This window comes from Gordonia sihwensis, assembly GCF_029632925.1.
GTDB lineage: Bacteria > Actinomycetota > Actinomycetes > Mycobacteriales > Mycobacteriaceae > Gordonia > Gordonia sihwensis.
This window is the reverse complement of sequence record NZ_CP121248.1, coordinates 4,108,913-4,135,151: the sequence shown is the minus strand read 5'-3', so window position 1 is coordinate 4,135,151 and position 26,239 is coordinate 4,108,913. Positions and strand designations below refer to the sequence as shown.

The following is a 26,239-nucleotide window of genomic DNA, read 5'->3' as shown; positions in this document are numbered from 1 at the left end:
ATACAGTCCCACTGTGTACACCACGTCACACGCGGGTGAAAGTCGCGCGTCACTGCGTGCCCGCGCCTTCTCGAGGTCGACGTTCGCCTCGCGACCGCTGATGGCCGCGGCGGGGCGGAGTGTCCTGGCCAGTCCGCGGCTCCTGACGATGACCCGCCCGGGCGTCAACCGCGGCCTGTCGCTGCTGAGCCCGGTTCCGCGCGGCACCCGCATCACCCCGGTCCGCGAACTCACCGACTCCGGGCAGGTCCGCGGCGAGTGGGTTCACGGGCGCGGGCGAGCCGACGTCCCGGCACCGTCGACCGACGACACGATTCTCTATTACCTGCACGGAAGCGGATACGTGATCTGCTCGGCGCGCACCCATCGCGGGCTGGTCGCACGGCTCGCCGGGCGCGCGGGGATCGGCGCGTTCAGCCTCGACTACCGGTTGGGTCCGGAGCATCGTTGGCCCAGCGGCGGCGACGACACCGTCCGCGGATACCGCTGGCTGCTCGATCAGGGGTTCGACGCCGGGCAGATCATCGTGGCCGGCGACTCGGCCGGCGGCCACCTGGCGCTCGACCTCCTGGCCGCCAATCACTCCGACGGCGTGCCGCAACCGCGGGCGATGGCACTGTTCTCGCCGCTGTACGACCCCACTTTCCAGCTCGCACGAGATCTGGCCGACCGCGGCGTCCGAGACCCGATCATCGACGTCGGCGCGGCGGTGACCTTCCTCGGTCTCTACACCGCGGGCGCCGATCCCGACCATCCGCGGATGCGGATCAAGCTCTCCCCCGCGATGGACCTGCCACCGACCCTCATCCAGGTGGGCGCGCGAGAGATCATGGCCGACGACGCCCGCACCGTCCACCGCAGGCTGCTCGACGCCGGTGGACTGTCGGAGCTGCAGGAGTGGCCTGGTCAGGGGCATGTCTTCCAGATGTTCCCGTACTTCTCCCCCGAGTCGGAGCTGGCCGTGGGCGCGGCCGCTGAGTTCATCTCGCGGCAGCGCCGCCGATAGCGGACGCCACGCGGCGACCGATGTCCGTTTGTCGGGCACGTCTGCCGGACGGGCGATAGTGTCGAAGGCGGGGCCTCGGCAGGCGCCGAGCCCCGTACAGCCCGCACTCAACCTTCCTGGGAGGGTGATATGTCCGAGGAGACCACCAACTACACGACTACCGACTCCGGCGCTCCGGCCGGCAGCGATGAGCACTCGCTCACCGTCGGCCCCGGAGGGCCGATCGTTCTGCACGACCACTATCTGCTCGAGCAGATGGCCCAGTTCAATCGTGAACGCATTCCCGAGCGCCAGCCCCACGCCAAGGGAAGCGGCGCGTTCGGCACTTTCGAGACCACCGCCGACGTCTCGCCCTACACCTGCGCCTCGCTGTTCCAGCCGGGAGTGAAGACCGAGATGGTCGCGCGCTTCTCCACCGTCGCGGGCGAGCGGGGCAGCCCCGACACCTGGCGCGACCCCCGCGGATTCGCCCTGAAGTTCTACACCGACGAGGGTGTGTACGACATGGTCGGCAACAACACGCCGGTGTTCTTCATCAAGGACCCGATGAAGTTCCAGCACTTCATCCGGTCGCAGAAGCGGCGTGCCGACAACAATCTCCGCGACCACGACATGCAGTGGGATTTCTGGACGCTGTCGCCCGAGTCGTCACACCAGGTCACCTGGCTGATGGGCGATCGCGGCATCCCGCGCACCTGGCGGCACATGAACGGCTACAGCTCCCACACGTACCTGTGGGTCAACGCCGAGGGCGTCAAGCACTGGGTGAAGTACCACTTCATCACCGATCAGGGCATCGAGTTCCTGACCCAGGAGGAGGCCGACCGGCTCGCCGGGCAGGACAGCGACTACCACATGCGGGATCTGTACGAGTCGATCGATCGCGGCGATCATCCCACGTGGACGTTGAAGGTGCAGCTGATGCCGTTCGACGACGCCGCGGGCTACCGCTTCAATCCGTTCGATCTGACGAAGGTGTGGCCGCACGGCGACTATCCGCTGCACGAGGTCGGGAAGATGACCCTGCACACCAATCCGACGGACAATCACGCGCAGATCGAGCAGGCGGCCTTCGAGCCGAGCAACGTGGTCCCGGGAATCGGTTTCAGCCCCGACCGGATGCTCCTGGGCCGGGTCTTCTCGTACTCGGACGCACACCGCGCACGGCTGGGAGCCAACTACAAGCAGATCCCGGTCAACCGTCCGCGCAACGAGGTGCGCAGTTACTCGAAGGACGGGGCGATGCGGATCGATCCGGTCACCGACCCCGTGTACGCGCCCAACTCGAAGGGCGGTCCGGCCGCGGTGTACCCCGGACAGGCCGAACCGCAGTGGGCGGCCGACGGTGAGATCGTGCGCAGCGCCTACGTCGATCACCCGGAGGATGACGATGTGACGCAGCCCGGAACACTCGTCCGCGACGTGATGGACGACGCCGCGCGAAGCCGGTTGGTCGACAACGTGGTCGGTCACCTGCTCGACGGCGTCTCCGAGCCGGTCCTGTCCAGGGCTTTCGAGTACTGGCGGAACATCGACGCCGACACCGGTGCGGCGATCGAGGAGGGAGTGCGCGCGGCACAGTGATGCCGTCGCGGTAATCCTGGGCGTCGCCGGCCGAGTCATTCATCGAACAGAGAACTCGGCCGGCGGCGCATAGGATCGCCGCATGAAACGATTCCTGCTGTCGCTGGTGGCGCTCATCGCCACCGTGATCGGCGTCTTCTGGCCGCTGGTCGCGAACTCGGCGTCGTCGGGCGACGAGACCGTCGACACGGCCGTGATCACCGATTACCGCGCCGACTACGCCCTCACGCGCGACGGCGAACTGGCCGTGGACGAGACGCTGACGGTCGATCTGCCGGAGGGCAAGCACGGGATCTTCCAATTCTGGGATGTCTCCGACGCGGACCCGGAGAACAAGGGCGTGCGTTACGAACCCCGCGACATCCGGATCACGATGGACGGGCAGGCGGTTCCGTTCGAGCTGGGTTCCGAGGAGGGCGGCAAGTTCGAGACGGCACGGATCGGCGACGCCGACACCCTCGTCTCACCCGGCGAGCACGTGTACCGGGTGTCGTACCGGATCGCAGACACCATCGCGGACGGCGACCCGGGCCGCTTCATCTGGCGCGTGGTGGGCAACGGCTGGCGGATGCGGATGGAGCGCTCCACCAGCACCGTCCACTTCCCCGAGGCGCCGACGTCGTTCGCGTGCAGCACCAACAACGGAACCGCGTGCCAGGTGTCGGAACCGGACCCGGCCACGCGAGTGGTCACCACCGGCCCGCTGGAACCGAACGTCGGCGTCGCGGTGAAGGCCGACCTGCCCTTCCCCGGTCCCGGCCGCGCACAGTTGCCGTGGTCGGTGTCGATGGACCCGATTCTGGGCACCTCGAAGGCCATGCCGATCGTCATCGTTCTGCTCTCGCTTCTGACGTTCGCCGGGGGCTTCTACTGGATGTGGCGCAGCCGGGAGCACGCGCCGCTGCTGCCGGTCATGTACGAGCCGCCGGCCGACCCGCAGAATCAGAGCCGCAAGCTCGGACCGGTCCAGACCTACTACGTCGCATACGAGGACATGCCCAAGAAGGCGCTGGTCTCCACCCTCTTCCACCTCGCCGAGCAGGGACACGTCCGGCTCGACCGGACGTCGAACAAGGACTGGACCGTCATCTCGCAGCTCACGCCGGAGCGGTTCGCCTCACTCGATCCCGCCGCCAACGCGGTGGTCGCGGCACTGGGCCTGTCGCACGAGGGCTCGACCTTCACCGCCGACGGATCCAAGAACGCCGGACTGCGGCTGTCCACGGCGACCAAGGAGATGGACGCCGCGACCGCCAACTGGGGCACCGGGAGCGGAGCGCTGCGGGTCAGCCGCTCGGAGCTCGCTGGGCGCGTGGTCGTGGCGGCGGCGGTGGTCGTCGCAGCCGTGTTGATGATCTTCCAACTCCTCCCAGGCACGATCATGGCGCTGCCGTTCGCAGCGTTCGCGGTCGGCGGCGCCGGACTCTACGTGGCGGGGGTCGGCACCCGGCGTACGCGGCTGGGCCGTGAGGTGTGGTCGCGGGCCGGCGGGTTCGAGCGGCTCCTGTCGACGACGTCGAACCGGGAACGACTCGACTTCTCCGCCCGCAAGGACCTCTTCACCAGCTACATCCCGTACGCGATGGCCTTCGACTGCGCCGACGCGTGGGCCGCCAAGTATCGCTATGCGACCGGGCAGGAACCGCCCGACCCGATCTGGTTCCCCGGCTTCTACATCGGCAGCTCGCATGCCCTGTTCGGCGGCACCGGCTCCGGCATGGACAGCTTCGAATCGAGCCTCTCGTCGTCCCTGTCTGCGTACAGCTCGTCGCAGTCGTCATCAGGCGGCGGCGGAGGATTCGGCGGCGGCTTCGGCGGCGGAGGAGGCGGTGGCGGAGGAGGCGGTTCGTGGTGAGCCCGTCGCGGCCGACCGTCCCTCCATGCCATTCTCTGTGCACGTCCCTTAATAGAAAGAGGCACCAATCGTGATCTGGGCACTGATCGTCATCGTTGTCCTGCTCGTCCTGCTGGCCGTCTTCGTGATGGTCGGCTTCAACAAACTCCGCAAGGCGGACATCACCGCTCAGGAAGCGCTCGGCGGTATCGACGTCCAACTCACTCGGCGCGCCGATCTGATCCCCAACCTGGTGAATACGGTGAAGGGGTACGCGGCCCACGAGTCGGGCGTGCTAGAGGCGGTGACCGAGGCCCGCGCTCACATGCAGCAGGCGGCGCAGGGGGCGTCAGTGGCCGACAAGGCCGCCGCTGAGGCGCAGATGAGCGGAGCCCTCGGGCGGCTGTTCGCTGTCGCTGAGAACTACCCGCAGCTGCAGGCAGCGCCCAATTTCATGGCGCTGCAGACCGAACTCGGAGAAACCGAGAACAAGCTATCGTTCGCGCGCCAGTACTACAACGACGCCGTCTCGCGCCTGAACCAGGCGGTGCAGACCATCCCGTGGATGCTGTTCTCCGGCATGGCCGGCGTTCGCGTCCGCGAGTTCTACCAGGCCCCGGCGGGACAGGAGCAGCCGCCGCAGGTTCAGTTCTGAGCAGCAGCGCACTCGCGAGCCGCCGGGAGGGAAGGCCTCAGGGCTCCCACCGGCGGCTCGTGCTCGGATAGCGGACCCGCAGGTAGCTGTACAGATACCAACTGATCGCCATGGCGATGGCCGCGCCGGCGGCCCACCACAGCCAGCCGTTGAGCAGGCTCGAACGCACCGCGGCGACCAGCCAGGCGATCGTGAAGAAGACGGTCGCGATGGTCGCCAGGACTCGGACGGTGAGGACGATGAGCGCGGCCGCCGACCAGATCGCTCGGCGACCGGCTCCGGGTTCGGGGTCAATACCCATTCCGAAAGCGTAGGCGACGCAGGACAATGGGGCCATGAGGACGATACTGAACGTGTTGTGGCTGGTCCTGTGCGGACTGTGGATGGCGATCGGTTATGTACTGGCCGGCGTCGTCTGCTGCATCCTCATCATCACGATCCCCTTCGGTATCGCGTCGTTCCGCATGGCGAACTACGCGCTGTGGCCCTTCGGACGCACCGTGGTCCGCAAGCCGACCGCGGGCGCCGCGTCGACGGTCGGCAACGTCATCTGGATCATCGTCGCGGGTATCTGGCTGGCGCTGGGCCACCTCACCACCGGCCTCGCCCTGTGCATCACCGTCATCGGCATCCCGCTGGGTGTCGCGAGCTTCAAGATGATCCCCATCTCCCTGGTACCGCTCGGCGCCGAGATCGTCTCGACCAACGATCCGCGCGCGGCGTACTGAACCGACCGGTGACGGGGCGGTGCAGGCGGCCGGCGGTGTCCGGTCCCGCGGGTCGCTGTTCGGCCGGGCATCATTGATCCGTGGCGATGGCGTGGATCGGCGGCGCACTGGTGCTCGCCGGTGCGACGGCCCTGGTGACGGGAGCTCTGCCCGCCGCGGACGCCGCCGCGACATTCGACCGAGCGTGGCCGGTGCTGTTGTTCGTCGTGGCGATCACGGTGGTCGCGCAACTGGCCGCGGAGGCCGGGGTGTTCGAAGTGGTCGCGGCGCGGCTCGGTGTTCTGGCCCGCGGCCGGGTCTTCGGCCTGTGGCTGCTGACGGTCCTCTTGGCCGTGGTCTGCACGGCCTTCCTGTCGCTCGACACCACCGCGGTCCTGCTGACACCGGTCGTACTCGCATTGGCGCGCGTCGCGGGCGTCGCGCCCGCACCGTTCGCGCTGACCACGGTGTGGCTCGCGAACACCGCTTCGTTGTTGCTTCCCGTCTCCAACCTGACGAATCTGCTGGCACTGGACCGTCTGAACGTTCACGGCGCCGCGGGCTTCGTCTCCCTGCTCGGGCTGCCGGCCGTGTGCGCAACGGCCGCGACGGTCGGGGTCCTGTGGCTGCTGCATCGACGCGAGCTCCGCGGCCGATTCCGTGCGTCGCCGGTCCCGTACGTCGGCGACCAGACACTGTTTCGGATCTGTTCGTCGATACTCCTGCTTCTCATCCCGCTGCTGGTGGTGATGCCCGCACCGTGGGCGCCTGCCTGCCTCGCCGCGCTCGCCCTCACGGCGACGTTCGCCCTCCGCCGACCCGAGGCGCTGCAGTTCGGCCTGATTCCGTGGTCGCTTCTGTTGTTCGCCGGCGGCCTGTTCCTGGTGGCGGGCGCGGTCGAGGCCTCTGGCCTGCTCGACCCCCTCGGTCGGCTCTCCGAACACGGCACGGCGAGTGTCTGGGCGTTCGCGGGGGCGGGCGCAGTCGGCGCGAACCTGGTGAACAATCTGCCGGGCTTCCTGCTCCTCGAACCCGCGACCACCTCGCCGATCACCTTGGCGGCACTGCTGATCGGAGTCAACGCGGGACCCCTGGTGACGCCGTGGGCCTCGCTGGCGACGCTGCTCTGGCATCAGCGGCTGGTCGACGAAGGAGTCGAGTTCGGCTGGCGCAGATACGTCTTCGTCGGTGCTGTCGCCGCTCCGGCCATCGTCGCGGCGGCCACGCTGTCGGCGACATCCTGACAGGGCGGCCGGCGGAACGGCGCCTGCGCGGCGTGACGACTCGGCGCGGACCGGCTCAGTGCGGTGACTGCTCGAACGCGCGAACCGCCGAGCCGACGCTCGGATACACGCTGTCGGGTGCCAGATCGGCGAGCAACTGCGCGGTCTCGAGTGCGCCCCGCAATTCCGGGGTCACACCGGCGAGGATGAACCTCGCATGCACCGAATGCACGTAGTCGATGAGATCGCGCAGTGCCTTCGCCGCCGAATAGTCGACGTCCGAGATCGCCGAACAGTCCAGCACCAGCCATCGCACCGGGTCGGGCGCAGCTTTGATCAGCGCGGTCACGTCGTCGGTGAACCGTCCGACGTTGGCATAGAAGAGGTCCGCGTCGTAACGGAAGACGATGAGTCCGGGCAGGGTCTGATGCCCGGGTCGGGCGCTCTCGTACTCGCGCTGCCCGTTCCGGCCGACCCCGACGACGAACCGCTCCGGGCGGTACTGACGGTGAATGATCTGCAGCACCGACATCACCATCGCGGCGACGATGCCGGTCAACACGCCGAAGACCACCACCATCACGGTCGTCAGCACCGCGATGGCGAACTCCACGCGCCGGATCCGCCAGATGTGCGCGAACCCCGCCCAGTCGATCAGATCGAGTCCGACCATGAACACGATCGCTGCCAGCACCGCCTCCGGGAGATCACCGAGCGGACCGGACGCGGCGACCACCACCACGAGCGTCACAACGGCGGTCGTGATGTTCGCGACCTGAGTGCGGCCGCGCTGCCGGTCGAGGATCGCGGTCTTGGTGGGACTGCCGTTCACCACGAACGAGCCGGTGAGGGACGCGGAGACGTTCGCCGCCGACAGCCCGAGGATGTCGCGGTTGACGTCGATCCGATCTCCGTGGCGCTGAGCGAAGCTGCGTGCCGTCGCCGCACTCTGCGCCAAGATCACCAAGACGCACCCGAAAGAGACGGTGAGAACGGTGGGAAGGCGCCCGAGCACCTCGCTCATCGGTGGAAAGTCGATCGACGGCGGACCGGCGTCGACGGGCCCGACCGTCGGCACCCAGCGATCGAGGCCGAATACCGCCACGGCGACGATCGACCCGATCACGATCAGAATCGGCGTCGGCAGGCCGGGCCGCAGCCGTCGAACGCCGAGCAGGCCGGCCAGCGTCACCGCGGCGAACAGCATCGACTGCCAGTGCACTCGGTCGACGTCCCCGATCACGTGCGCCCACTTCTCGACAGTGTGGCCGGCGTCGCGCTTCGGTTCGCCGAGCATCCCGGGGATCTGCTCGGTCACCACGAGCACGCCGACGCCGGCCAGGAAGCCGACGAGCACGGAGGTCGACAGGAAATCGCCCAGGAAGCCCAAGCGCAGCACTCGGGCGACCAGCAGCATCACGCCGGTCACCAGCGCGATGAGGCCGGCCCAGGCGAGCCACTGCTCCGTGTCGGGCCGCAACCCGGCCACTCCGAGACCCGCGATGCCCGAGGCGAGCAGCGCCGCGGTGGCCGAATCCGCTCCGACCACCAGCAGCCGAGACGCACCGATCAGCGCGAAGACCACCGCCGGCACGATCAGCGAGTACAAGCCGGCGCCGATCGGGACATGGGCGATGGAACTGTAGCCCATCGCCTCCGGGATCGCGACGGCTGCGAGCGACGCCCCGGCGAGGACGTCGGCCCGCAGCCAGGAGCGCTGATAGCCGCTCAGCGCGGGCGGGCGAAGACGCGTCAGCCGGTCAATGGCCACGACGAATCCACTCGTCGAGGTCACCTGCCTCGGCACCGACGGTGGTCTCGTCGCCGTGCCCGGTGCACACGCGCGTCTGCGGGTCGAGCACCAGGATTCGGTCGCGGATGGATGCGATGATGTCGTCGAAACTGGAGAACGAACGCCCGGTGGCGCCCGGTCCGCCCTGGAACAGGGTGTCGCCGCTGAAGAGCACGTTCGCCGACGGCGCCCACACCACGCACGAGCCGGGGGAATGGCCCGGCGTGTTGATCACCTCGAGTTCGTGGCCGCCGACCACGATCCGCTGTCCGTCCGAGAGTTCGTCGTGGGCCACTCCCGGGTGAGTCCGGTCCCACAGCATCTCGTCGGCCGGATGCAGCAGGATCGGTGCGCCGGTCGCCTCGGCGAGTTCCGGGGCGACTCCGATGTGGTCGTTGTGCGCGTGGGTCAGGACGATCGCCACCACGTCGCGGTCGCCGACGGCTTTCAGGATCGGCGCCGCGTCGTGCGCGGCATCGATGATGACGGCCTGGTCGTCGTCGCCGACCACCCAGACGTTGTTGTCGACGTCCCAGGTGCCGCCGTCGAGCGAGAACGTTCCGGAAGTGACGACTCGGTCGATCCGCAGACCGGCGGGGACCGATCCTTCGGGTCCGGTGGACTCGGTGCTCACAGCTCCACCACCGAACGCAGGACGCGGCCCTCCTCCATGGCCTTGAAGGCGTCGTCCACACCGTCGATGCCGATGCGCTCGGTGACGAACTTGTCGAGCGGAAGACGGCCCTGCAGGAACAGGTCGATGAGCATCGGGAAGTCGCGTTCGGGCAGGCAGTCGCCGTACCAGGACGATTTGAGCGCCCCGCCGTGACTGAAGAAATCGACCAGCGGCATCTCGAGGCGCATCTGCGGCGTCGGCACACCGACCAGCACCACGACACCGGCGAGATCGCGGGCGTAGAACGCCGTCCGGTAGGTCTCGGGGCGGCCGACGGCGTCGATCACCACGTCGGCGCCGAATCCCCCGGTCAGTTCCTTGACGGCCTCGGCCACGTCGTCGATCGCCGACGCGTCGATGGTGTGGGTGGCGCCCAGCTCTCTGGCCCAGTCGAGCTTGCTCGGGTCGCGGTCGACGGCGATGATCGTCGTGGCACCGGCCAGGCGCGACCCGGCGATCGCCGCGTCGCCGACTCCACCGCAGCCGATCACCGCTACCGAATCGCCGCGACCGACCTCCCCGGTGTTCATCGCGGCGCCGAGCCCGGCCATCACCCCGCAGCCCAGGAGGCAGGCGACGGCTGGATCCGCGGCTTCGTCGACCTTGGTGCACTGTCCCTCGTGGACGAGCGTCTTCTCGGCGAAGGCGCCGATGCCCAGCGCCGGAGTCAGTTCGGTGCCGTCGGCGAGGGTCATCGGCTTACTGGCGTTGAAGGTGTCGAAGCAGTACCAGGGCCGACCGCGCTTGCAGGCGCGGCACTCGCCGCACACGGCACGCCAGTTCAGAATCACGTAGTCGCCGGCCGCGACGTGGGTCACCGCGTCGCCGACCGTCTCGACGATGCCCGCCGCCTCGTGTCCGAGCAGGAACGGGTACTCGTCGTTGATGCCGCCGGTGGCGTAGGCGAGGTCGGTATGGCAGACGCCGCACGTCTTGATCTTGACCACCACGTCATTGGGCCCGGGATCCGGGATCGTGATGTCGACCAGTTCGGTAGGCGCGTTCTTGCTGCGGGAGACGACTCCCTTGACGACGGTGGGCACGTGTTCTCCTAGTCGGACGGCCGCACTTCGACGCGTTCAGCCGAGAGCGGCGATGAGTTCTGCCTTCTTCATCGTCGAGTATCCCTTGATTCCGGCCGCCTTGGCCTCGGCACGCAGATCCGCCACCGTCTTCGACGCGGTTCCCGACTTCGGCGCGGGCTTGGCGGAAGCAGCCGGCTTGGTGGCACCGGACTTGGCGGCGGTCTTCGCGGCGCTCGGCTTGGTCGCACCGGACTTGGCGGTGGCGGCCTTCGCGGCGGCCGGCTTGGCGGTGGCCGGCTTGGCGGTGGCGCCGGTGGTCTTGGCGCCGGGTTCGGCGGTCTTGGGGGTGGCGGGCTTCGCAGTCGCCGGCTTCGCGGCGGACTTGGGCTCAGCAGGCTTCGCGGCGGACTTGGGCTCAGCAGCCTTCGGCTCGGCGGGCTTGGGCTGCGCCGGCTTCACGGCGGTCGGTGCCTTGGATGCGGGCGCGGGCGTCTCAGGCTTCTTCGGCAGCATCGGAGAACGGGCGAGCATCGTGTCGCGGAGCGCGACCACTTCGGCGGAGAGGCGCTTGACCTCTTTCTCCAGTCGCTTGATCAAGCTCTTCTTGCCACTCATCACTGGTGTACCTCCATATGTCTGTGGCTCCAGCCGGAGTGCCCGACCGGGTCAATTGTGACCCTACTGTGAGCAAACCCCGCGATGCGACTCGCGGGTAGCATGCGTCGCCGCAGATCCGAACAGCGGGGTCAGCGTGCGGAATGAACGTGAACCACACGCAGGTCGGCGTCGAGCACCACCAGATCCGCGCGGCGGCCCGATGCCAGGGCGCCGATGTCAGCGCGCCCCAGAACGCGGGCGGGGTTGGCCGAGGTCATGGCCACCGCCCCGAGCAGGATCTCGTCGGCGACGCGGTCTCGCACGCCCGGGGCGTCGGAGCGCAGGCCCGCGACCGTCCGCGCGAACAATCCGGCCATGGTGGCGGTGCTTCCCGCGATCGCGCCGGTCCGCGCGACCCGCGCGACGCCGTCGGCGACGGAGACGTCCAGAGCACCCAGTCGATACGCGCCGTCCGGCATGCCGGCGGCCGCCATCGCATCGGTGACGAGCGCGACGCGGTCGAAGCCGACGGCACGCTGCACGTCGCGCACCAGGGCCGGATGCAGATGCACCCCATCGGCCACCAGCTCGACCACCACGCGGGGATCCTCCATGAGGGCCAGCGGCGGTCCTGGTTCGCGGTGGCCGAGCGGCGCCATCGCATTGAACAGATGCGTTGCGACCCGAGCCCCCCGCGCAATCGCCTCTCGGACCTGGTCGTAGGTGGCGTCGGTGTGCCCCACGGCCACCGTGACACCCGCACTCACGAAGCGGTCGATCGCCTCCATCGCGCCGGGAAGCTCGGGAGCCAGCGTCACCATCACGACGGCGCCGTCGGCCAGTTCGAGGAGTTCGTCGATCTCGCCCGGCGACGGCGGGCGCAGCACGTCCGGGTCGTGCGCCCCGCACCGCGCACCGCTGATCCAGGGTCCCTCGAGATGGATGCCCGCGCTGATCCCCTCGCCTACCAGAACGCTCAGACGCGCGACGATGTCGCGGAGCTCGGCGCGACCGGCGCTCACCGTGCTCGTCACCGTCGTCGTGGTTCCGTGCTCCCGGTGGAATCGGGCGGCGGCCCGCACGTCGTCGCCGATCCCGTCCGTGTACGACGATCCCCCGCCGCCGTGGACGTGCATGTCGACGAAACCCGGCACGATCACTCCGTCGGCGAAGGTCGCACTCGCCGCGGCCGGCGGCGGACCCGCGCCGACACCGGTGATGAAGCCGCGCGCGATCTCCACCCAGCCCGGCCGGTGGACCACGCCGTCGGCGACGAGCGTGCCCGCGGCGATGATCATCGTCTCGTTCAAGGGACTCCCTTCCGCGAATCGACTCGACGCCAGTGGCTCGGAGTGTATCGCCGGCGACGCCGCGGATCGGCGCCAAACTGCAGGAAGAGACGACTGGTGAGTTCAGTCTCAAATTCCTTGACCGGGTCGTCCGACCGGCGGAACAGTGGAGTGCAAGCTCTACTCAGGCAGCTCTCCCCAGGAGGTTCTCATGAGCTCCTCATCATGGTTCGTCGCGCTCCGGCACCCGTCGCCCGCCGATCTCGAACTGTGGCTCGAAGCCCAGGCGGCGGACGGCCGCGTGCTGACCGACTACTCGCTGCTCAGTCCGCTGCGAATGCGGTTCACCGAGTCCGCTCCGGCCCGGGTCCGGTACGCGGTGGAGCGGCGCGCCGTCCCCGCACCCGTCGACTACTTCCGGTTCCGCGAAGCGCAGGGCTGGGAGCACGTGGGTCAGGCCGCCGACTTCCACATCTGGAAGCGCCCGTACACCGGCGAGCGCCCGGCCGGGTTCATCGGCGAGGATCTCGGCCGCCGGGCCTCCGCGCTCGCGATCGGGCTCGGAGTGATCGGAGTCCTGGCCCTCGCCGTGGCCCTGGCTCTCGGCGCCGTCGCGGGTCTGGCGGCCTTCGAGTGGACGAACTCGGTGGAGTTCTGGGCTCCGGCCGTCGCAGCAGCCGTGGTGGGAGTGCTCGCCGTGACCGCCGGCGTCGTGCTCGCGGTCTCGGGCCGCAAGGCGTCCGCGCGCACCGCGCCGGGCGAGACCGCCACGCGCGAACGCGCCGAGATCGGCGGCTGAGCGCGCCCGATCTGTCGGTGTCCGCTGTTACCGTAGGGCCATCCGCTCAGGAGGTCACGATGGACAGTTCATCCGGCGTCTTCTCCGAGGCCGCGTTCGACGCGGCGATCGATCGAGTCTGGGTCAGATTCCGGTGTGAGTTGGCCGACCAACTCGACCGGATGAGTCACGACCACCCCGTCACCGTGTTCGCACTCTGGACCGAGTTGTTCGGCCCGCAGCCCACCGTCGTATTCACCCACACGCTGAACTCCCGCCTGCGGTTGACCGTCGCGCATCGCGATCTGTATCCGTACGGGCCAGAGGACCGGCAGCGGGTGGCCATGCTGACCGACCGGGGCTGGCGCTCGCTGCGCGACCAGACGTGCATCGTCGAGTTCGCCCGGCGCGGAGTCGACGCCGCGGCGATGGCCGCACAGTACGCCCTGCGGGAGGTGTGGGGCGTGCCCGATCCGAGCTATCTGGTGGCGGACCAGGACGACGTGCTGCGGACGTTCATCACGTCGGACGCCGCCGCGCGCGAACCCAAGATGCGCTGAACCCGATGGGTCACGGGCAGCCGTCGTCCGCCGACAGCCTGCCGAGATAGCGGTCGCGTTCCGCACCCGAGAGCGGGTCGGTGGCAGTGCACACCCAGCGGCGCGCGGATTCGCGGTCGGTGGTCTGCAAGTATACGACGCCGGTGCCGTCGCCGGCGACCGGATACCCGGGACCCGAACCGGCATCGGTCGGCAGCACCCAGTTCGACACCGTCCGCGACCCGCCGAGCACAGGAGAGACCGCCGCCCCCTGAGTGAGCGAGCCGTCGGCGCCCAGGGCGAAGTCCACCACCTCCCGCGTCCCCGTGCTGATCATCAGCCGGCCTCCCGATCGGCCGATGGACTCGGCGTGCAGGTCGCTGACCCTGCTGACCACCGTCGGCGGGCCGTCGTCGATGCGCCACACCGCCAGATCACCGGCCGCCAGAACCACGTACCTGCCGTCGCGGGCGAACGTCGCGTCGGCCACCTCCTCGCCCATCGGCAGCACCAGCGGTCGGGAATCGGCCCGGTCGAGCCGGTACACGTAGCCGTTGCCGTCGTCGGCGGTGACGGCTAACCGAGAACCGTCGACCGCATAGCTCACACTGCGGATGAGATCCCCCGGCCCGCCGAGCGGATCGCCCACCGGTCGCGGCGCCGCCGGATCGGTGAGATCCCAACGTTGCACGCGCCGGTCGTCGATCCCGGCGGCGAGTTCCCGCGTGCCGGGAGCGAAGGCGAGCGCATTGGTGTATCGGGTCCCGACTCGGAGTTCGCCCACCCGGCGCGGGCGATCGGGATCGCCGAGATCCCACAGTTCCACCAGGCCGCCGTTGTTGTTGGCCGTCGCGGCGAGCATCCCGTCGGTGGTCACCGCGACGCTGGGCCGGTTGTTGGCCCGGCGGTCGATGTCGACACCGCCCCGCTGGTGCCACTGCCCGTCGTCCCGGGTCCAGACGTTCAGCCGGGCGTCGGAACCGACCGTCACCAGCCGGCGGCCCGACGCGTCCATGCCCACGCCGCTGATCAGTGCGCCGCGGTCCGGGAGCAGGCCCGGCGGCAGGGTCCAGAGGTCCACCTCGCCGTCCGACCGCCCGACGGCGAGTTCCTGACCGTCGGGGCTGAACACGGTGCTGACCATGCGCACCGCTCCGGGTGCGGCCGATCGCTGCAGCTCCCAGAGCGGCAACGGATCGGAGATCGACGTGGTGTTCCAGACATGCACGATCCCGTCGGTCCCGGCGCGGGCCAGCAGCGGGCGCACCGGGTTGGCGGCGATGGACCACGAGCCGCCGGTGACGCCGGCCAGCGACGTGGTGTCCGGCCGGGGCGCCGCCGGGTCGGTGACGTTCCACAACTGCACGTTGGCGCTGTCGCCGGTGACGGCAAGCACCGAGTCACCGCGGGTGAAGGCCAGCGCGTGGGTGATGCTGGGGAATCCGCGCAACGGTTCGCCCGCGGGCCGCGGGGTGTCGGTGTCGGCGGCCGTCCAGAGCCGTACCGTCTGGTCTTCCCCGCCGGTCGCCAGCACCGTGCCCGCGGAGTTGAACGCGAGCGAGCGGACCGCGCGGGTGTGGCCGCGCAGCACCGCGGTCTGCGTCGGCGGACGGTCGCCGTCGACGCGGTACACGGTGACCGTTCCGTCGTCGGACGAGGCCGCCAGGTGAGCGCCGCTGGGACTGAAGCGCGTGAGATACGCCGCGCCGCTGCCGGGCCTCAATGTCGCGATCTCCCGAGGAGACCCGGGATCGGCGACGTTCCACAGCCGGACCGTGCCGTCGCCGCTCGCCGCGGCGAGCAGCCGGCCGGAGCGATCGAAATCCACCGAGGTGACGAACGACCCGAAGCCGCCCAACCGGGCCACCTCGCGGAAGGGCTTCACCGCACCGTCGGTGCGCTGCCACACGCGGACCGTGCGGTCGTTGCTCGCCGACGCGAGCAGCCGTCCGTCGCGGGAGAACATGACGTCGTAGACCGCGCCGGTGTGCCCGTCGAGCGAGCGTGCGAGCGGTGAGGTGTATGCCGCGAGCAAGCCACTGCTGACCTCGGTGTCGTCGGCGTAGTGCTGATCCGCCACCGCCAGCATCCGCGCGGCCAGCGACGGATCCGAACTCACCAGTCCTTCGATGCTGGACATGACGGCCGCGTGTTCCGCGCTGTTGCGCTGCCGTGCGAGATCGCTCGCCTGCCGCGTGGCGATGATCGCGGTGATCGCGGACGCCAGGCCGAGGACCACCACCAACGTGATCGAAGCGAACCGGAGGCGCTTGCGGACGGTCCGTTGCCTGCCTGCGGCGTCGAGGAACTCCGCGGCACCGGCCGGCAGCAGGACCTGACGGTGAGCGCCCAGTTCGGCGCGGTTGGCCTGCGAGGTCGCCAGCCGGGCTCCGCTGTAGAGGTGGTCCGCTGCGCGGCCGCTCTCGTTCCACGCGTCGGTGTCCGCCGCCAACTGCTGCATCCACTGGATCAGATCCGCGTCTTCGGCGATCCAGTCGGCCATCCGCGGCCATGCGGACATGACCGCCTCGTGGATGAAGGTGACCGATTCCGAACTCACCGTCAGCAATCGGGCGTCGGAGAAGGCGTCGATGATCCGCGTGGCCGATTCCGGGAAGCGCTCCCGCAGATCACTCGGGGCGACGGCGTTGCGCATCGGCGTCCGGCGAGGACCGAACTGGACCAGCGCCAGCAGCAGTGCCCTGGCCTCCTCGTGGTCGGCCGGGTCGAGTGCGGCCCAGGTGCGTTCCGCGGTCTCAGCGAGCGCCGAGGTGATCCCGCCCGCGGCGCGGTACGACCCGACCGTCAGCCGGTTCCCGGTCCGTTTCGCCCACATCACCTGGAGAGCGTGGGCGAGCAGCGGGAGCCGTCCCGCGCGATCGCCCTCGGTGGAGGCCTGGTGCAGATCGTCGATCATCAGATCCGCCAGACCTTCGTCGATCCGGCCGCCGGCCATCCGCACCGGCTCGATGATGACCTGACGGAGCTGGTCGTCGGACATCTCGGACAGGATCATCGAACGGTCCTGCCACGCTCGGGCGAGCATCGGGTACTCGACGCAGGCGCGGAAGAAGTCGGCGCGGATACCCAGGACCACCACGCTCCCGGCGTCCGAGAGTTCCTGCACCCGATCGAGCACGGCGCGTCGCCGCGTCTCGTCGTCGAGCGCGAAGACCTCTTCGAACTGGTCGATCACCACCAGCGCCGCACCGGCGGCCACCTCGTCTCCGACGAGTCCGGACGGCCCCACGCGCAGCGCGATCGCGGTGTTCCACGGTTCACCGGCGCGGGCGAGCCCGGCACCGAGCAGTGACGACTTGCCCGCCCCCGACACTCCGGTCACCACGACGACCCGATTGCCCGCCGAGTCCCGTGCCTCGGAAAGCAGCCCCGAGAGGGCGGCGATCGTGTCGTCGCGTCCGAAGTACCTGTCGCGGTCGCGGGCACCCATCGAGGCGAGTCCGGGAAAGGGCGTGTCCAGCCTGGCGCCCGACGCGGGGTCGTGGTGGCGTTCCCAGAGCCGTCTCCATTCGGGCATGGACACGAGGTCGTCGGCACCGGCGTCGAGCGCCCGCCGGTTGAGCCACATGATCAGCGGCAGCACGGTGTCGAAGTCCCGCGGGACGTGTCTGCCGTTGCGCCAATCGCTGATCCGCTGCGGCGTGGCCTCGGCGCGACCGAATCTGGCCATTCCCTCCGATGCCGCACGCAGCGTCGGCTTACCGGCTTGGCGGAAGAGTCTCGCGAGCGCCGGACCGAACTCGCTCTCCGGCGGCGTCGAGGTCACGACTGTGAGGTTATCCGAGCACCGGATTCCGGGGAATTTCTCCGGTCCGGATAACTCATGCACGCCTGCGACCTGCGATGATGCGGACATCGGCGAGAAATTCGTTGAATCGGCACATCGCGGATTCCTACTGTGATATGGACTCGCCGCCAGGCGGGTCTCTCTCTTCTACCGTCGGGGTAATCAACACATGACCAAGCGTCTGATCACAGCGTTCACGCTGCTCGTCGCGTTCTTCGCGACCGCCGCACTGATTCCGGCCACCGCAACGGCGGCCACCCACCACACCCGTGAGGGTGTCACCGTGGAGCTGACCACCGGCCAGCTCTCGGCCAAGCGGATTCCGCCGCTGGACGGTTCTCCCACCTCGGCCGAGGCCCTGCTCTCGTCCGACGTGCACGCCGCGCTGACCGGCATCAAGGACAAGAAGGTCAGCGCCACGCTGGAGGTCGGCTACCAGATCGGGTATCCGGTCTCGATCGCACCCGGTGGCGTCAAGATCACCGCGCACACCCCGGATCTCAAGCTCACCGGCGGCGTCGACGCGAAGGTGAACCCGAACGTCACCGTCTCCGGTACCGGTGGCGGCGGCTCGGTCGGCGACGTGGGTGTCAGCCTGGGCGCGGAGTCGACGATCATCCCGGCCACCGACCTCGAGTTCGAGGTGGCCGCGGGCAAGATCACCACTGTCTCGCTCGCGAAGATCGCGCTCACCAAGCCGACGGCCGACATCGTGCTGTCCGGCGTCGAGCTTCACGCGACCAACGCGCTCGGCCCGATCTCGGTGCGTCCGTTCACGAAGATCTCCGTCACCACCGAAACCGGCGTCTACGTCTACTACGCGTACGGCAAGACCAGCCGGATCTGACCCGCTCTCCCGCGACGGGGCCGGTGCATCGCGCGCCGGCCCCGTCGTCGTGGCGGCTGCGCCGTAATAAGCATGTAATGCAGTGGTCAACCACACGAAACGAGCATCCGGTTTCATGCCGCACCCGCTGCGCCGATAGAGTGACCAACGGAAATTGGCCCGAGAGGACCGGAATTTGCGGTGTGCGCCGAGCCCGCCTCGTCCAGCGCACCAGTTGGGAGTACTACACATGACCGCATGGGACAGCGATCTCCAGGGTTGCTACGACATGGTTATCAACCGCAACCCCGGTGAGCCCGAGTTCCACCAGGCCGTTCAGGAAGTCTTCGAGTCGCTGAGCCCCGTCATGGTCAAGCACCCCGAGTACCAGGACGTCCTGGCCCGGATGTGCGAGCCCGAGCGTCAGATCATCTTCCGCGTGCCGTGGATCGACGACGCCGGCCAGGTCCAGATCAACCGCGGCTTCCGCGTCGAGTTCAACTCGGCCCTCGGCCCGTACAAGGGCGGCCTGCGGTTCCACCCGTCGGTGAACCTGTCGATCGTCAAGTTCCTCGGCTTCGAACAGATCTTCAAGAACGCTCTGACCGGCCTGCCGATCGGAGGCGGCAAGGGCGGCTCGGACTTCGACCCCAAGGGCCGCTCCGACCTCGAGGTCATGCGCTTCTGCCAGTCGTTCATGACCGAGCTGTATCGCCACATCGGCGAGTACACCGACGTTCCCGCCGGCGACATCGGCGTCGGCGGCCGCGAGATCGGCTTCCTGTTCGGCCAGTACAAGCGCATCACCAACCGCTACGAGTCCGGCGTCCTGACGGGCAAGGGACTGTCGTGGGGCGGTTCGCAGGTCCGCCCGGAGGCCACCGGTTACGGCGCTGTCTTCTTCGTCGACGAGATGCTGAAGGCCAAGGGCGACAGCTTCGAGGGCAAGAAGGTCCTCGTCTCCGGTTCCGGAAACGTCGCCACTTACGCGATCGAGAAGATCCACCAGCTCGGCGGCACGGTCATCGCCTGCTCGGACTCCTCCGGCTACGTCGTCGATGAGAACGGCATCGACCTGGAGATCCTCAAGGAGGTCAAGCAGGTCCGCCGGGCCCGCCTGAGCGAGTACGTCGAACTGCGCGGCGGCGGTGCCCGCCTGGTCACCGAGGGCAACCTCTGGCAGGTGCCCGCCGACATCGCGCTGCCGTGTGCGACGCAGAACGAGCTGGATGAGAAGGACGCCGAGGCACTGGTCCGCAACGGATGCAAGGTGGTCGCCGAGGGCGCCAACATGCCCACCACACCGGAGGCCACCAAGGTCCTGCTCGCTGCGGGCGTCGGCTTCGCGCCGGGCAAGGCCGCCAACGCCGGCGGTGTGGCGACCTCCGCGCTGGAGATGCAGCAGAACGCCTCGCGCGACTCCTGGACGTTCGAGTACGCCGAGGAGCGTCTGAGCTCCATCATGCGCACCCTGCACCACACCTGCCTGCAGACCGCCGACGAGTACAACGACCCGGGCAATTACATCCTGGGCGCCAACGTCGCCGGTTTCGTTCAGGTCGCCGACGCGATGAACGCGCTCGGCGTCATCTGACCGACGCAGTCATATGAGAAAGGCCCGCCGTCGGCGGGCCTTTCTCATTGTCCGGGAGTGGTCAGGCGGTCTCGGTGGCCACCCGATCGACGGCCTTGGTGAAGACCTTGTTGAACGCTGCCAGGTCGGGAGTCGACTGCGGGGAGGCGTCGCTGGCCTGCACGCTGACCAGGTAGCCGTTGACCATCGCGTAACCGACGATCATCGACGTCTTGGTGGTGGTTCCCTTGAAGTCGATCGTGGAACTCTGCTGCACGACGATCGCGTCGTCCGCCTTCGTCTTCGGCGCCGGAATCACCTTCGAGACGGCCGTGCCCTTCGCGCCCGCGGCCTGGCCCTCGGTGATCTCGACCTTGATCTTGCCGCAGTCGCCGGTCACGGCCTTGCGGAAGTCCTCCACGGAGTGGTCGACCACGGAGACGGTCTCAGCGAGCACGGAGGTGCCCTTCATCGCGATGACGAAGCCGGTCTTGGCGAGGTCGATCTTGTCTGGAAACGCACTCAGCTGCATGCAGTTCGCCGGCGTCACCTTGGCACTCTTCGTCGAGCTGAGGACGGAATCGGCGACCTTCTGGATCTGGTCTCGCGGAACCGGGGTCACCTGGTACCCGGCCGGAAACTCGGCCTTGCCGATCACCAGCGTCGGCGCCTTGCCCGCATCGGCGGACGGTGCGGCGGCCGACGATGCGGCACCCGGCACCGGTGCGCCGTCCTCGGTCGAGCTGCAGCCGGTCACGAGCAGCAATGCCGCGCTCGCGGCAGCGGCGGCGCCGGCAATCCTCTTCATTGTCATCACGTCGGTCTTCATCCCTATCTGGTGATACTGAGTAGACGGGACAATCCTGACCGATGCGGAATCCGGGCGCGGCACCGGCATCCCGTCGAGGCGGCGGTCAGCGCGCGGCCTTGGCGATCGCCCTGGCGAAGACGTCCTCGAAAACTGCACGATTCAGATCGGCGGTCTGGTCGACGGCGCTCATCTGTACGGTGACCGCGTAACCGTTGACGAGGGCGTTTCCTACCAGCAGACTCGTCTCACCGGATTTGGAACCGTTCACCGTCCTACTCCGGCTCTCCACCGCCAGGACCTGGTCGGCGGCCCCGCGCGGTACGTCGATCACGGTGTGCGTGACGGTGATCTCCGAACCTTTGACCGGGCCGGCCTTCACGTGCACCCGGACGACGCCGCAGTCGCCGGTGACCTGCTTGCGCGCAGCCTCGAGGTCGACGCCGCCGTCGATCTCGGCGACGGGCTGCACCGACTCGCTGATCGCATCGTCGCCATCGGTCGCCGCCATCACGCCGACCCTCTTCGGGTCGATCGTGGTGACCATCGCTCCGGATGCCGCGCACTGCGCGGGTGCGATGTCGACGTATGCGGTGGAATCGGAGAGTTGCTCCGTCATCTGCGCGAGGGCGTCCTTGCTGAGCCGGGCGGTGTGGAAACCGGCGGGCAGTTCGGCCTGTGTCAGCGGCAGCTCGGCGGCCTCGCGCTCGGCAGCGGTGGACGAGCCGTCGGTGCTGCATCCCACCGAGGCGAGCACTGCGCCACCCGCCAGCATCGCCACCGACATCCGGATCGCCCTGCCCGCCATGTGTCCCCTTCGACTGTGGTTTCAGTACTGAATGTACTTGCCGGACATCCGGGCCGTCCCCGGCCGTCTCCGCTCGGGCGTCCGGTTCACCGGCTCGCCGATCGGTCTCCGAACCACTCCCGGATCGGTTCACCTCCCACCAGGTGCCGCTCCACCACATCGGCGACTCGCGCCGCTGTGAGTCCGGCGTACCAGACGTCGTCCGGGTAGACCGCGACCACCGGCGCCTGCGAGCAGGGGAACAGGCACCCGGTGAGCGTGATGAGGACGTCGTCGTCGCCGAGCCGCCGGGCGTCGAGTTCGGCGGAGAGTTCCGACTGCGTCTCGGCGCCCCCTCGCGCCGAGCATCGGGGACCGCGGCAGACCAGCACGTGTCGCGCGAACCCGGGAACCGCGTCCCAGGCCTTCGTCGCGAGCGGGGCGGTGGTATCGCGGGCCGGGGCCCCGCCGTCGGCGGCAGCCCGCTCGATCAGATTCGCGTAATCCGTTGTCTGGCAAAGCGATCCGCCGATTCTGATATCCGGCGCGGAGCCCGCCGGGCGGTTCCGCAGCCAGTGCCCGATCACGCGGCGGAACCAAGCGTCCATCTTTCGGTCGGCGAGCGTCTGACCGCTCAGCACCACCACCGAGTCGGCGCCCTCGCGGGCCGCCTCGTCGAGCACCTCGGTGACGGTGTCGGACTCACCGCCCAGGACGGCGGAGCGGAAGACCGTGCCCGGATGGCGTTCGGCGAGCTCTCCCAGCGCACGGGCGAGTTCGCCGTGCACATCCGCGCCGCGATCCGTCGGCGCCGTCACGATCACCCAGTCGGCGTCGATCATCACTTCTCCCCTCCTGTGGCCGAAACCACGCCGCACATGACGATCAGTGGCCCGCCGGTGACCGGATGGCGAAGCACCTGCGCGTCGAGGCCGTAGACGTCCGCCAGCAGTTCGGGCGTCAGCACCTCGGAGGCGCTGCCCTGCGCACGGACGCGGCCCTCGTCGAGCACGACGAGGTGGTCGCAGTACATCGCGGCGAGTTGCAGATCGTGCAGCGCAGCGAGGACGGTGAGGCCGAGATCCCGGGCCAGCTGCAGCAGGTGAAGCCCGGCCGCCACATCGAGATGGTTGGTCGGCTCGTCGAGGACGAGGACCTTCGGGCGCTGCGCCAGCGCCCGTGCCATCTGGACCTTCTGCCGTTCGCCGCCGGACAGGGTCTGCCAGGTGCGGTGCCGCAGATGCTCGATGCCGAGCGTTCCGATGGCCTGATGCGCCTCGTGCGCGGCGTCTCCGAGCGGCCTGGCCCACCCCCCGGCGTGCGGGATGGTGCCGAGCTCCACAATCTGTTCCACCGACAGTTCCAGGACGGTCGCCGAGTGCTGTTCCACCTCGGCGACGGTGCGCGCGAACTCGCGGCGGCCCAACTCCCGGACGTCGGTGCCGCCCAGCAGCACCTGTCCGGCGTCGGGCCGCTGCCAACGCATCACCATCGACAGCAGGCTCGACTTTCCGGACCCGTTCGGGCCGATCACGCCGGTGAATCGGCCGGCGGGCGCCTGGGCCGTGACGTCGTCGAGGATTCTCCGCTCGCCGCGGGCGAAGCTCACCGCCCGCATCTCGATGCCGGGCATCCCGGTCTCGGTACCGGTCATTCGGTGCCTCGCTGTCGCCGGAGCAGGTAGATGAAGGCGGGCACGCCGATCACCGAGGTGACGAGCCCGAGCGGCAGTTCCCGCGACGGCATCACGCCGCGGGCGATGATGTCGGCCCAGACCACCACCAATGCCCCGAGCACCACCGCCACCGGCAGGACCCGATAGTGCAGCGGGCCCACGAGAAAGCGAACCATGTGCGGCACCACGAGCCCCACGAACCCGATGATCCCCGACAGCGCCACCAGGACGGCGGTGCACAGCGACACCAGCGCGTAGAGCACCCAGCGAGTGCGGGCCACGTGAGTGCCCAGGCTCGCGGCGGCGCGTTCACCGAAGGCGAAGGCGTCCAGCGTTCGGGCGTGGGCCAGCACGGCGACGATCGTGCACACGGTGACGATCGCGGTCAGCGCGAGGGTGTTCCAGCGGATGCCGGCCACCGACCCCATCGACCAGAACATGACGCGGTCGGCGGTGCCGTGCGGGCCGAAGTAGATCAACGCCGAACTCAGCGCCGCGGCGAGTTGCCCGACGGCGACGCCGGCCAGGATCAGTCTGCCCGGAAGCAGCGCGCCCCCGCGCGTGACCGCGATCGCGAACACCAGCAGCAGCGCACCCATCGCCCCCAGAAACGCTGCGACGGAGACCACTGAGCCACCGGCCATGCTGCCCATGCCGACTCCCGTGCTCAACACCACCACGGCGCCGAGAGACGCACCGCCGGACATCCCGAGGATGTACGGGTCGGCCAGCTGGTTGCCCGTCAACGACTGCAGGACGGTGCCGCAGACCGCCAGGCCCGCACCGATGAGTGCCGCTCCGACCACCCGCGGCAGCCGCAGCTGAACGACGATGTTCTCGTCGAGCACATCGGACGTGCCGATGCCCACGCTGCTGCCGAGCGCTCGCACCACTGTGCCCAGCGGCAGATCGGCCGATCCGACCACGATTCCCAGCGCCATGCTGATCAGCAGCAGGATCGTCAGTCCGGCCAGCCAACCCGCCAGGGCCGGTGTACCGCGGAGCCGTTCGCGCACGCGCCGACTACTTCGCGAACGCGTCCGACAGCTTGGCGGCGCCGTCGATCAGCCGCGGACCGGGGGTGCTCTCAGCGAACGGGATCACCACGAACGATCCCTTCGCGACGGCCTTCAGGTCCTTGAGCGCCGGGTCGGACTCCAGATACTTCCGCTTGGCGGCGGCCGGATCCCAGTCGGCGTCCACCAGGACGATCACGTCCGGATCGGCTTTGAGCACCGCCTCCCAGCCGGTCTCGGCCCAGTTGCCGGAGAGATCCCCGAAGACGTTCTTCGCGCCGACGGCGTCGATCACCAATTGCGGCCCGCCGTCGCCGGCACCGACGAAGGGCTTGTCGGTCGAGGAATCCCACCACAGAACCGTCTTGCCCCGTCCGGCCGACTTCGCGGTGAGGTCGGCGAGCTTCGCGCGCATGTCGGCGTTCACCCGGTCGGCATCGGCCGTCCGTCCGAAGAGCACGCCGTAGTCGCTGGTCTCACCGGCCACCGCGTCCCAGGACGAGGCCGGACGCTTCGACTTGTCCTCACAGCCGAAGGGGGACACGTAGGTCGCCACACCGAGGTCGTCGAACGACTGCCGGCTTCCCAGCGCCTTGTCGTCGAAGGCGCTGCTGTACGACGCGGCGATCAGGTCGGGGTGCTTCTCGAGGACCGCTTCGCGGGTGGGGTACTTCTCCGACAGCACCGGGATCTCGCCGTAGGCTGCGGCCCATTGCGGGGCGATGGCGCTGTCGAGGTAGGCGGTGCCGACCAGTTGCCCGCCGGCGCCGACGGCCAGGGCCGACTCGGTGGCCCCCTGGTTGACGGTGATGGCCGCGTCGGCCGGCTTCTTCAGGGTGACGGTGCGGCCGCAGTTCTGCAGGCTGATCGCCGAGCCGTCGGCGCCGGATGCGGGATCGTCGCCGGAACAGGCGGAGACGGTGAGGACGGTGCCGGCGACCGCCAGGATCACCGCGTTCTTCAGGGTGCGCAATGCGACCCCCTTTCCAGATACTCGTGGAACTTCGGGGTACGCCGCGGCCGGTCTCCTGGCTACACAGGACTGCCGGCGGTCGCACCTTCCCAGATGACGAGCACCCAGTGGCTGGAGTCCTGCACTCCCGGCGACTTCCGGACCTGTTCACAGTGGCGAGTACCGCGCCGGCTTCTCACCGGACTTCCCGAGCACCGTGACGTATCGCCCGAGTGTATCCGGGCACGGCCGGGACACTCGGGCGACCTCGAATCAGGCGGGGTCTTTGAAGTACACGAGCTGGTGCGTGGTCGCGAGGAGCACCTCGCCCGACCAGAGCTGTCCGTACTGGTCGAAATGACCGTGCCCGAACCGGGCGGCGCGCGCCGTCGCGAGGACGTGTCCGGTTCCATGCGCCTCGAGTTCCTGCGCGGTGGCGTGGAAATACGTGGTCAGGGTGATGGTGCCCGCCGGCATGTAGGTTCCGTGCCGGAGAAAGACACGAGGGTAGAAGACGTCGGTCATCGCGGTGAGCGCCGGGAAGTCGAGCGGCCGCTCGGGCCGGTCGCGCAGCCACAGCGTCGACGTCGAGTCGGCGTCGTTCCTCCCGTCCATGCCGCCCGCGACGAACCGCTTGTCGTAGTTCTTGGCCCAGGCGATGAAGTCCACGTACTCGCTGACCTCGACCTCCTCGGCGGGCGGTGCGGCCGGAGGCGTCGGCTCGGTGTCGGACCAGGTGTCACGGGCGACGCCGAAGACCGCGGTGCCGGTGGCCGCCACCTGTCCGGATTGGCTGATCGTCACCACCCAGTGCTGATTGGTGCGGTTGGTCCGGACGGGCCGCAGGTCGAGATCCCACTGTCCTTCGGCGATCGGTGCCGCGTAATTGATGGTCAGCGCGAGCGGATCGCCGAGGACGTCGGGCCGCTGCTGGATGCCGTTGACGACGGTCGCGGCCGTGATGCCGCCGAACGGGCCGACCATGTTGTTGTACGCGGGATGCGTCTGCGCGCGGACCACATGGTCCGACGCCGTGGGCGTGAGGGCGATGGCCTCATCGAAAACGTGAGTCATGCGTCGACGGTAACA

At 69.0% G+C, this 26,239-nt stretch carries 24 protein-coding genes and 1 riboswitch; of the genes, 10 read left to right on the top strand and 14 right to left on the bottom strand.

The annotated features are described in order from the left end of the window. The first annotated feature begins 13 nt into the window (after nucleotides 1–13). From P5P27_RS19680 to P5P27_RS19665, 4 genes are all read left to right on the top strand, one after another. On the top strand, nucleotides 14–1,006 hold the full coding sequence (locus P5P27_RS19680; RefSeq protein WP_278125690.1) for an alpha/beta hydrolase: 993 nt from the start codon (nucleotides 14–16) through the stop codon (nucleotides 1,004–1,006). A 129-nt stretch (nucleotides 1,007–1,135) separates the two neighbouring features. Further along, a complete protein-coding gene (locus P5P27_RS19675; protein WP_278125688.1) occupies nucleotides 1,136–2,590 on the top strand; it encodes a catalase in 1,455 nt (484 codons plus the stop codon). Nucleotides 2,591–2,672: 82 nt separating this feature from the next. After that, the gene (locus P5P27_RS19670; protein WP_278125686.1) at nucleotides 2,673–4,445 is read left to right on the top strand and encodes a DUF2207 domain-containing protein; all 1,773 of its coding nucleotides are present in this window, start codon (nucleotides 2,673–2,675) and stop codon (nucleotides 4,443–4,445) included. Between the two features lie 70 nt (nucleotides 4,446–4,515). Continuing rightward, entirely contained in the window at nucleotides 4,516–5,079 is a 564-nt protein-coding gene (locus tag P5P27_RS19665; protein WP_006897960.1) for a LemA family protein, read from the top strand. Nucleotides 5,080–5,116: 37 nt separating this feature from the next. On the opposite strand, the gene P5P27_RS19660 is transcribed toward P5P27_RS19665, so the two are convergent. Further along, a complete protein-coding gene (locus P5P27_RS19660) occupies nucleotides 5,117–5,380 on the bottom strand; it encodes a hypothetical protein (RefSeq protein WP_045538737.1) in 264 nt (87 codons plus the stop codon). Nucleotides 5,381–5,414: 34 nt separating this feature from the next. Here P5P27_RS19660 and P5P27_RS19655 point away from each other — a divergent pair, with 34 nt between their 5' ends. Together P5P27_RS19655 and P5P27_RS19650 are read left to right on the top strand one after the other, a co-directional pair. Then, complete coding sequence (locus P5P27_RS19655) at nucleotides 5,415–5,807, top strand: YccF domain-containing protein (protein WP_278125682.1); 393 nt, start codon at nucleotides 5,415–5,417, stop codon at nucleotides 5,805–5,807. Between the two features lie 86 nt (nucleotides 5,808–5,893). After that, on the top strand, nucleotides 5,894–7,030 hold the full coding sequence (locus P5P27_RS19650; protein ID WP_278127473.1) for an SLC13 family permease: 1,137 nt from the start codon (nucleotides 5,894–5,896) through the stop codon (nucleotides 7,028–7,030). A 55-nt stretch (nucleotides 7,031–7,085) separates the two neighbouring features. On the opposite strand, the gene P5P27_RS19645 is transcribed toward P5P27_RS19650, so the two are convergent. From P5P27_RS19645 to P5P27_RS19625, 5 genes are all read right to left on the bottom strand, one after another. Further along, on the bottom strand, nucleotides 7,086–8,780 hold the full coding sequence (locus tag P5P27_RS19645) for a SulP family inorganic anion transporter (RefSeq protein ID WP_278125680.1): 1,695 nt from the start codon (nucleotides 8,778–8,780) through the stop codon (nucleotides 7,086–7,088). Beyond that, nucleotides 8,770–9,435 (bottom strand): MBL fold metallo-hydrolase, encoded by a 666-nt coding sequence (locus P5P27_RS19640; RefSeq protein ID WP_006897955.1) that lies wholly within the window; start codon nucleotides 9,433–9,435, stop codon nucleotides 8,770–8,772. Before P5P27_RS19640 ends, P5P27_RS19645 begins: the two co-directional genes overlap by 11 nt. Further along, on the bottom strand, nucleotides 9,432–10,520 hold the full coding sequence (locus P5P27_RS19635; protein ID WP_006897954.1) for an S-(hydroxymethyl)mycothiol dehydrogenase: 1,089 nt from the start codon (nucleotides 10,518–10,520) through the stop codon (nucleotides 9,432–9,434). The genes P5P27_RS19640 and P5P27_RS19635 overlap by 4 nt, the downstream gene beginning before the upstream one ends. Nucleotides 10,521–10,556: 36 nt before the next feature. Further along, nucleotides 10,557–11,117, bottom strand: coding sequence for a Rho termination factor N-terminal domain-containing protein (locus P5P27_RS19630; protein WP_278125674.1), 561 nt, complete (start codon nucleotides 11,115–11,117; stop codon nucleotides 10,557–10,559). A gap of 131 nt (nucleotides 11,118–11,248) precedes the next feature. Beyond that, nucleotides 11,249–12,397, bottom strand: coding sequence for an N-acetylglucosamine-6-phosphate deacetylase (locus P5P27_RS19625; RefSeq protein WP_278127472.1), 1,149 nt, complete (start codon nucleotides 12,395–12,397; stop codon nucleotides 11,249–11,251). A 202-nt stretch (nucleotides 12,398–12,599) separates the two neighbouring features. On the opposite strand from P5P27_RS19625, the gene P5P27_RS19620 reads away from it, so the two are divergent. Then, on the top strand, nucleotides 12,600–13,187 hold the full coding sequence (locus P5P27_RS19620; RefSeq protein WP_006897951.1) for a DUF2812 domain-containing protein: 588 nt from the start codon (nucleotides 12,600–12,602) through the stop codon (nucleotides 13,185–13,187). Nucleotides 13,188–13,246: 59 nt separating this feature from the next. After that, entirely contained in the window at nucleotides 13,247–13,726 is a 480-nt protein-coding gene (locus P5P27_RS19615) for a TY-Chap domain-containing protein (RefSeq protein ID WP_006897950.1), read from the top strand. A 10-nt stretch (nucleotides 13,727–13,736) separates the two neighbouring features. Here P5P27_RS19615 and P5P27_RS19610 read toward each other — a convergent pair whose 3' ends face one another. After that, entirely contained in the window at nucleotides 13,737–17,492 is a 3,756-nt protein-coding gene (locus tag P5P27_RS19610) for an NACHT and WD repeat domain-containing protein (protein ID WP_062367989.1), read from the bottom strand. 190 nt (nucleotides 17,493–17,682) lie between these two features. On the opposite strand from P5P27_RS19610, the gene P5P27_RS19605 reads away from it, so the two are divergent. Then, the gene (locus P5P27_RS19605) at nucleotides 17,683–18,360 is read left to right on the top strand and encodes an MspA family porin (RefSeq protein ID WP_006897948.1); all 678 of its coding nucleotides are present in this window, start codon (nucleotides 17,683–17,685) and stop codon (nucleotides 18,358–18,360) included. A gap of 229 nt (nucleotides 18,361–18,589) precedes the next feature. Then, nucleotides 18,590–19,933 carry an NADP-specific glutamate dehydrogenase gene (gene gdhA / locus P5P27_RS19600; protein WP_006897947.1) on the top strand — a complete coding sequence of 448 codons (1,344 nt, stop codon included), beginning with the start codon at nucleotides 18,590–18,592 and terminating at the stop codon, nucleotides 19,931–19,933. A 61-nt stretch (nucleotides 19,934–19,994) separates the two neighbouring features. On the opposite strand, the gene P5P27_RS19595 is transcribed toward gdhA, so the two are convergent. From P5P27_RS19595 to P5P27_RS19565, 7 genes are all read right to left on the bottom strand, one after another. Then, nucleotides 19,995–20,720, bottom strand: a complete 726-nt coding sequence (locus tag P5P27_RS19595; RefSeq protein WP_231650068.1) for a hypothetical protein — start codon at nucleotides 20,718–20,720, stop codon at nucleotides 19,995–19,997. Between the two features lie 106 nt (nucleotides 20,721–20,826). Continuing rightward, complete coding sequence (locus P5P27_RS19590; protein ID WP_006897944.1) at nucleotides 20,827–21,528, bottom strand: hypothetical protein; 702 nt, start codon at nucleotides 21,526–21,528, stop codon at nucleotides 20,827–20,829. A gap of 86 nt (nucleotides 21,529–21,614) precedes the next feature. After that, a complete protein-coding gene (locus tag P5P27_RS19585; protein WP_006897943.1) occupies nucleotides 21,615–22,349 on the bottom strand; it encodes a (2Fe-2S) ferredoxin domain-containing protein in 735 nt (244 codons plus the stop codon). Then, a complete protein-coding gene (locus P5P27_RS19580) occupies nucleotides 22,349–23,161 on the bottom strand; it encodes an ABC transporter ATP-binding protein (RefSeq protein ID WP_278125666.1) in 813 nt (270 codons plus the stop codon). The genes P5P27_RS19585 and P5P27_RS19580 overlap by 1 nt, the downstream gene beginning before the upstream one ends. After that, complete coding sequence (locus tag P5P27_RS19575) at nucleotides 23,158–24,198, bottom strand: FecCD family ABC transporter permease (RefSeq protein ID WP_045537507.1); 1,041 nt, start codon at nucleotides 24,196–24,198, stop codon at nucleotides 23,158–23,160. The genes P5P27_RS19580 and P5P27_RS19575 overlap by 4 nt, the downstream gene beginning before the upstream one ends. A 7-nt stretch (nucleotides 24,199–24,205) precedes the next feature. Continuing rightward, complete coding sequence (locus P5P27_RS19570) at nucleotides 24,206–25,171, bottom strand: ABC transporter substrate-binding protein (RefSeq protein WP_278125662.1); 966 nt, start codon at nucleotides 25,169–25,171, stop codon at nucleotides 24,206–24,208. A gap of 28 nt (nucleotides 25,172–25,199) precedes the next feature. After that, nucleotides 25,200–25,385: riboswitch (cobalamin riboswitch) on the bottom strand. Nucleotides 25,386–25,423: 38 nt separating this feature from the next. Beyond that, complete coding sequence (locus P5P27_RS19565; protein WP_006897939.1) at nucleotides 25,424–26,224, bottom strand: acyl-CoA thioesterase; 801 nt, start codon at nucleotides 26,222–26,224, stop codon at nucleotides 25,424–25,426. Nucleotides 26,225–26,239: the final 15 nt, after the last annotated feature.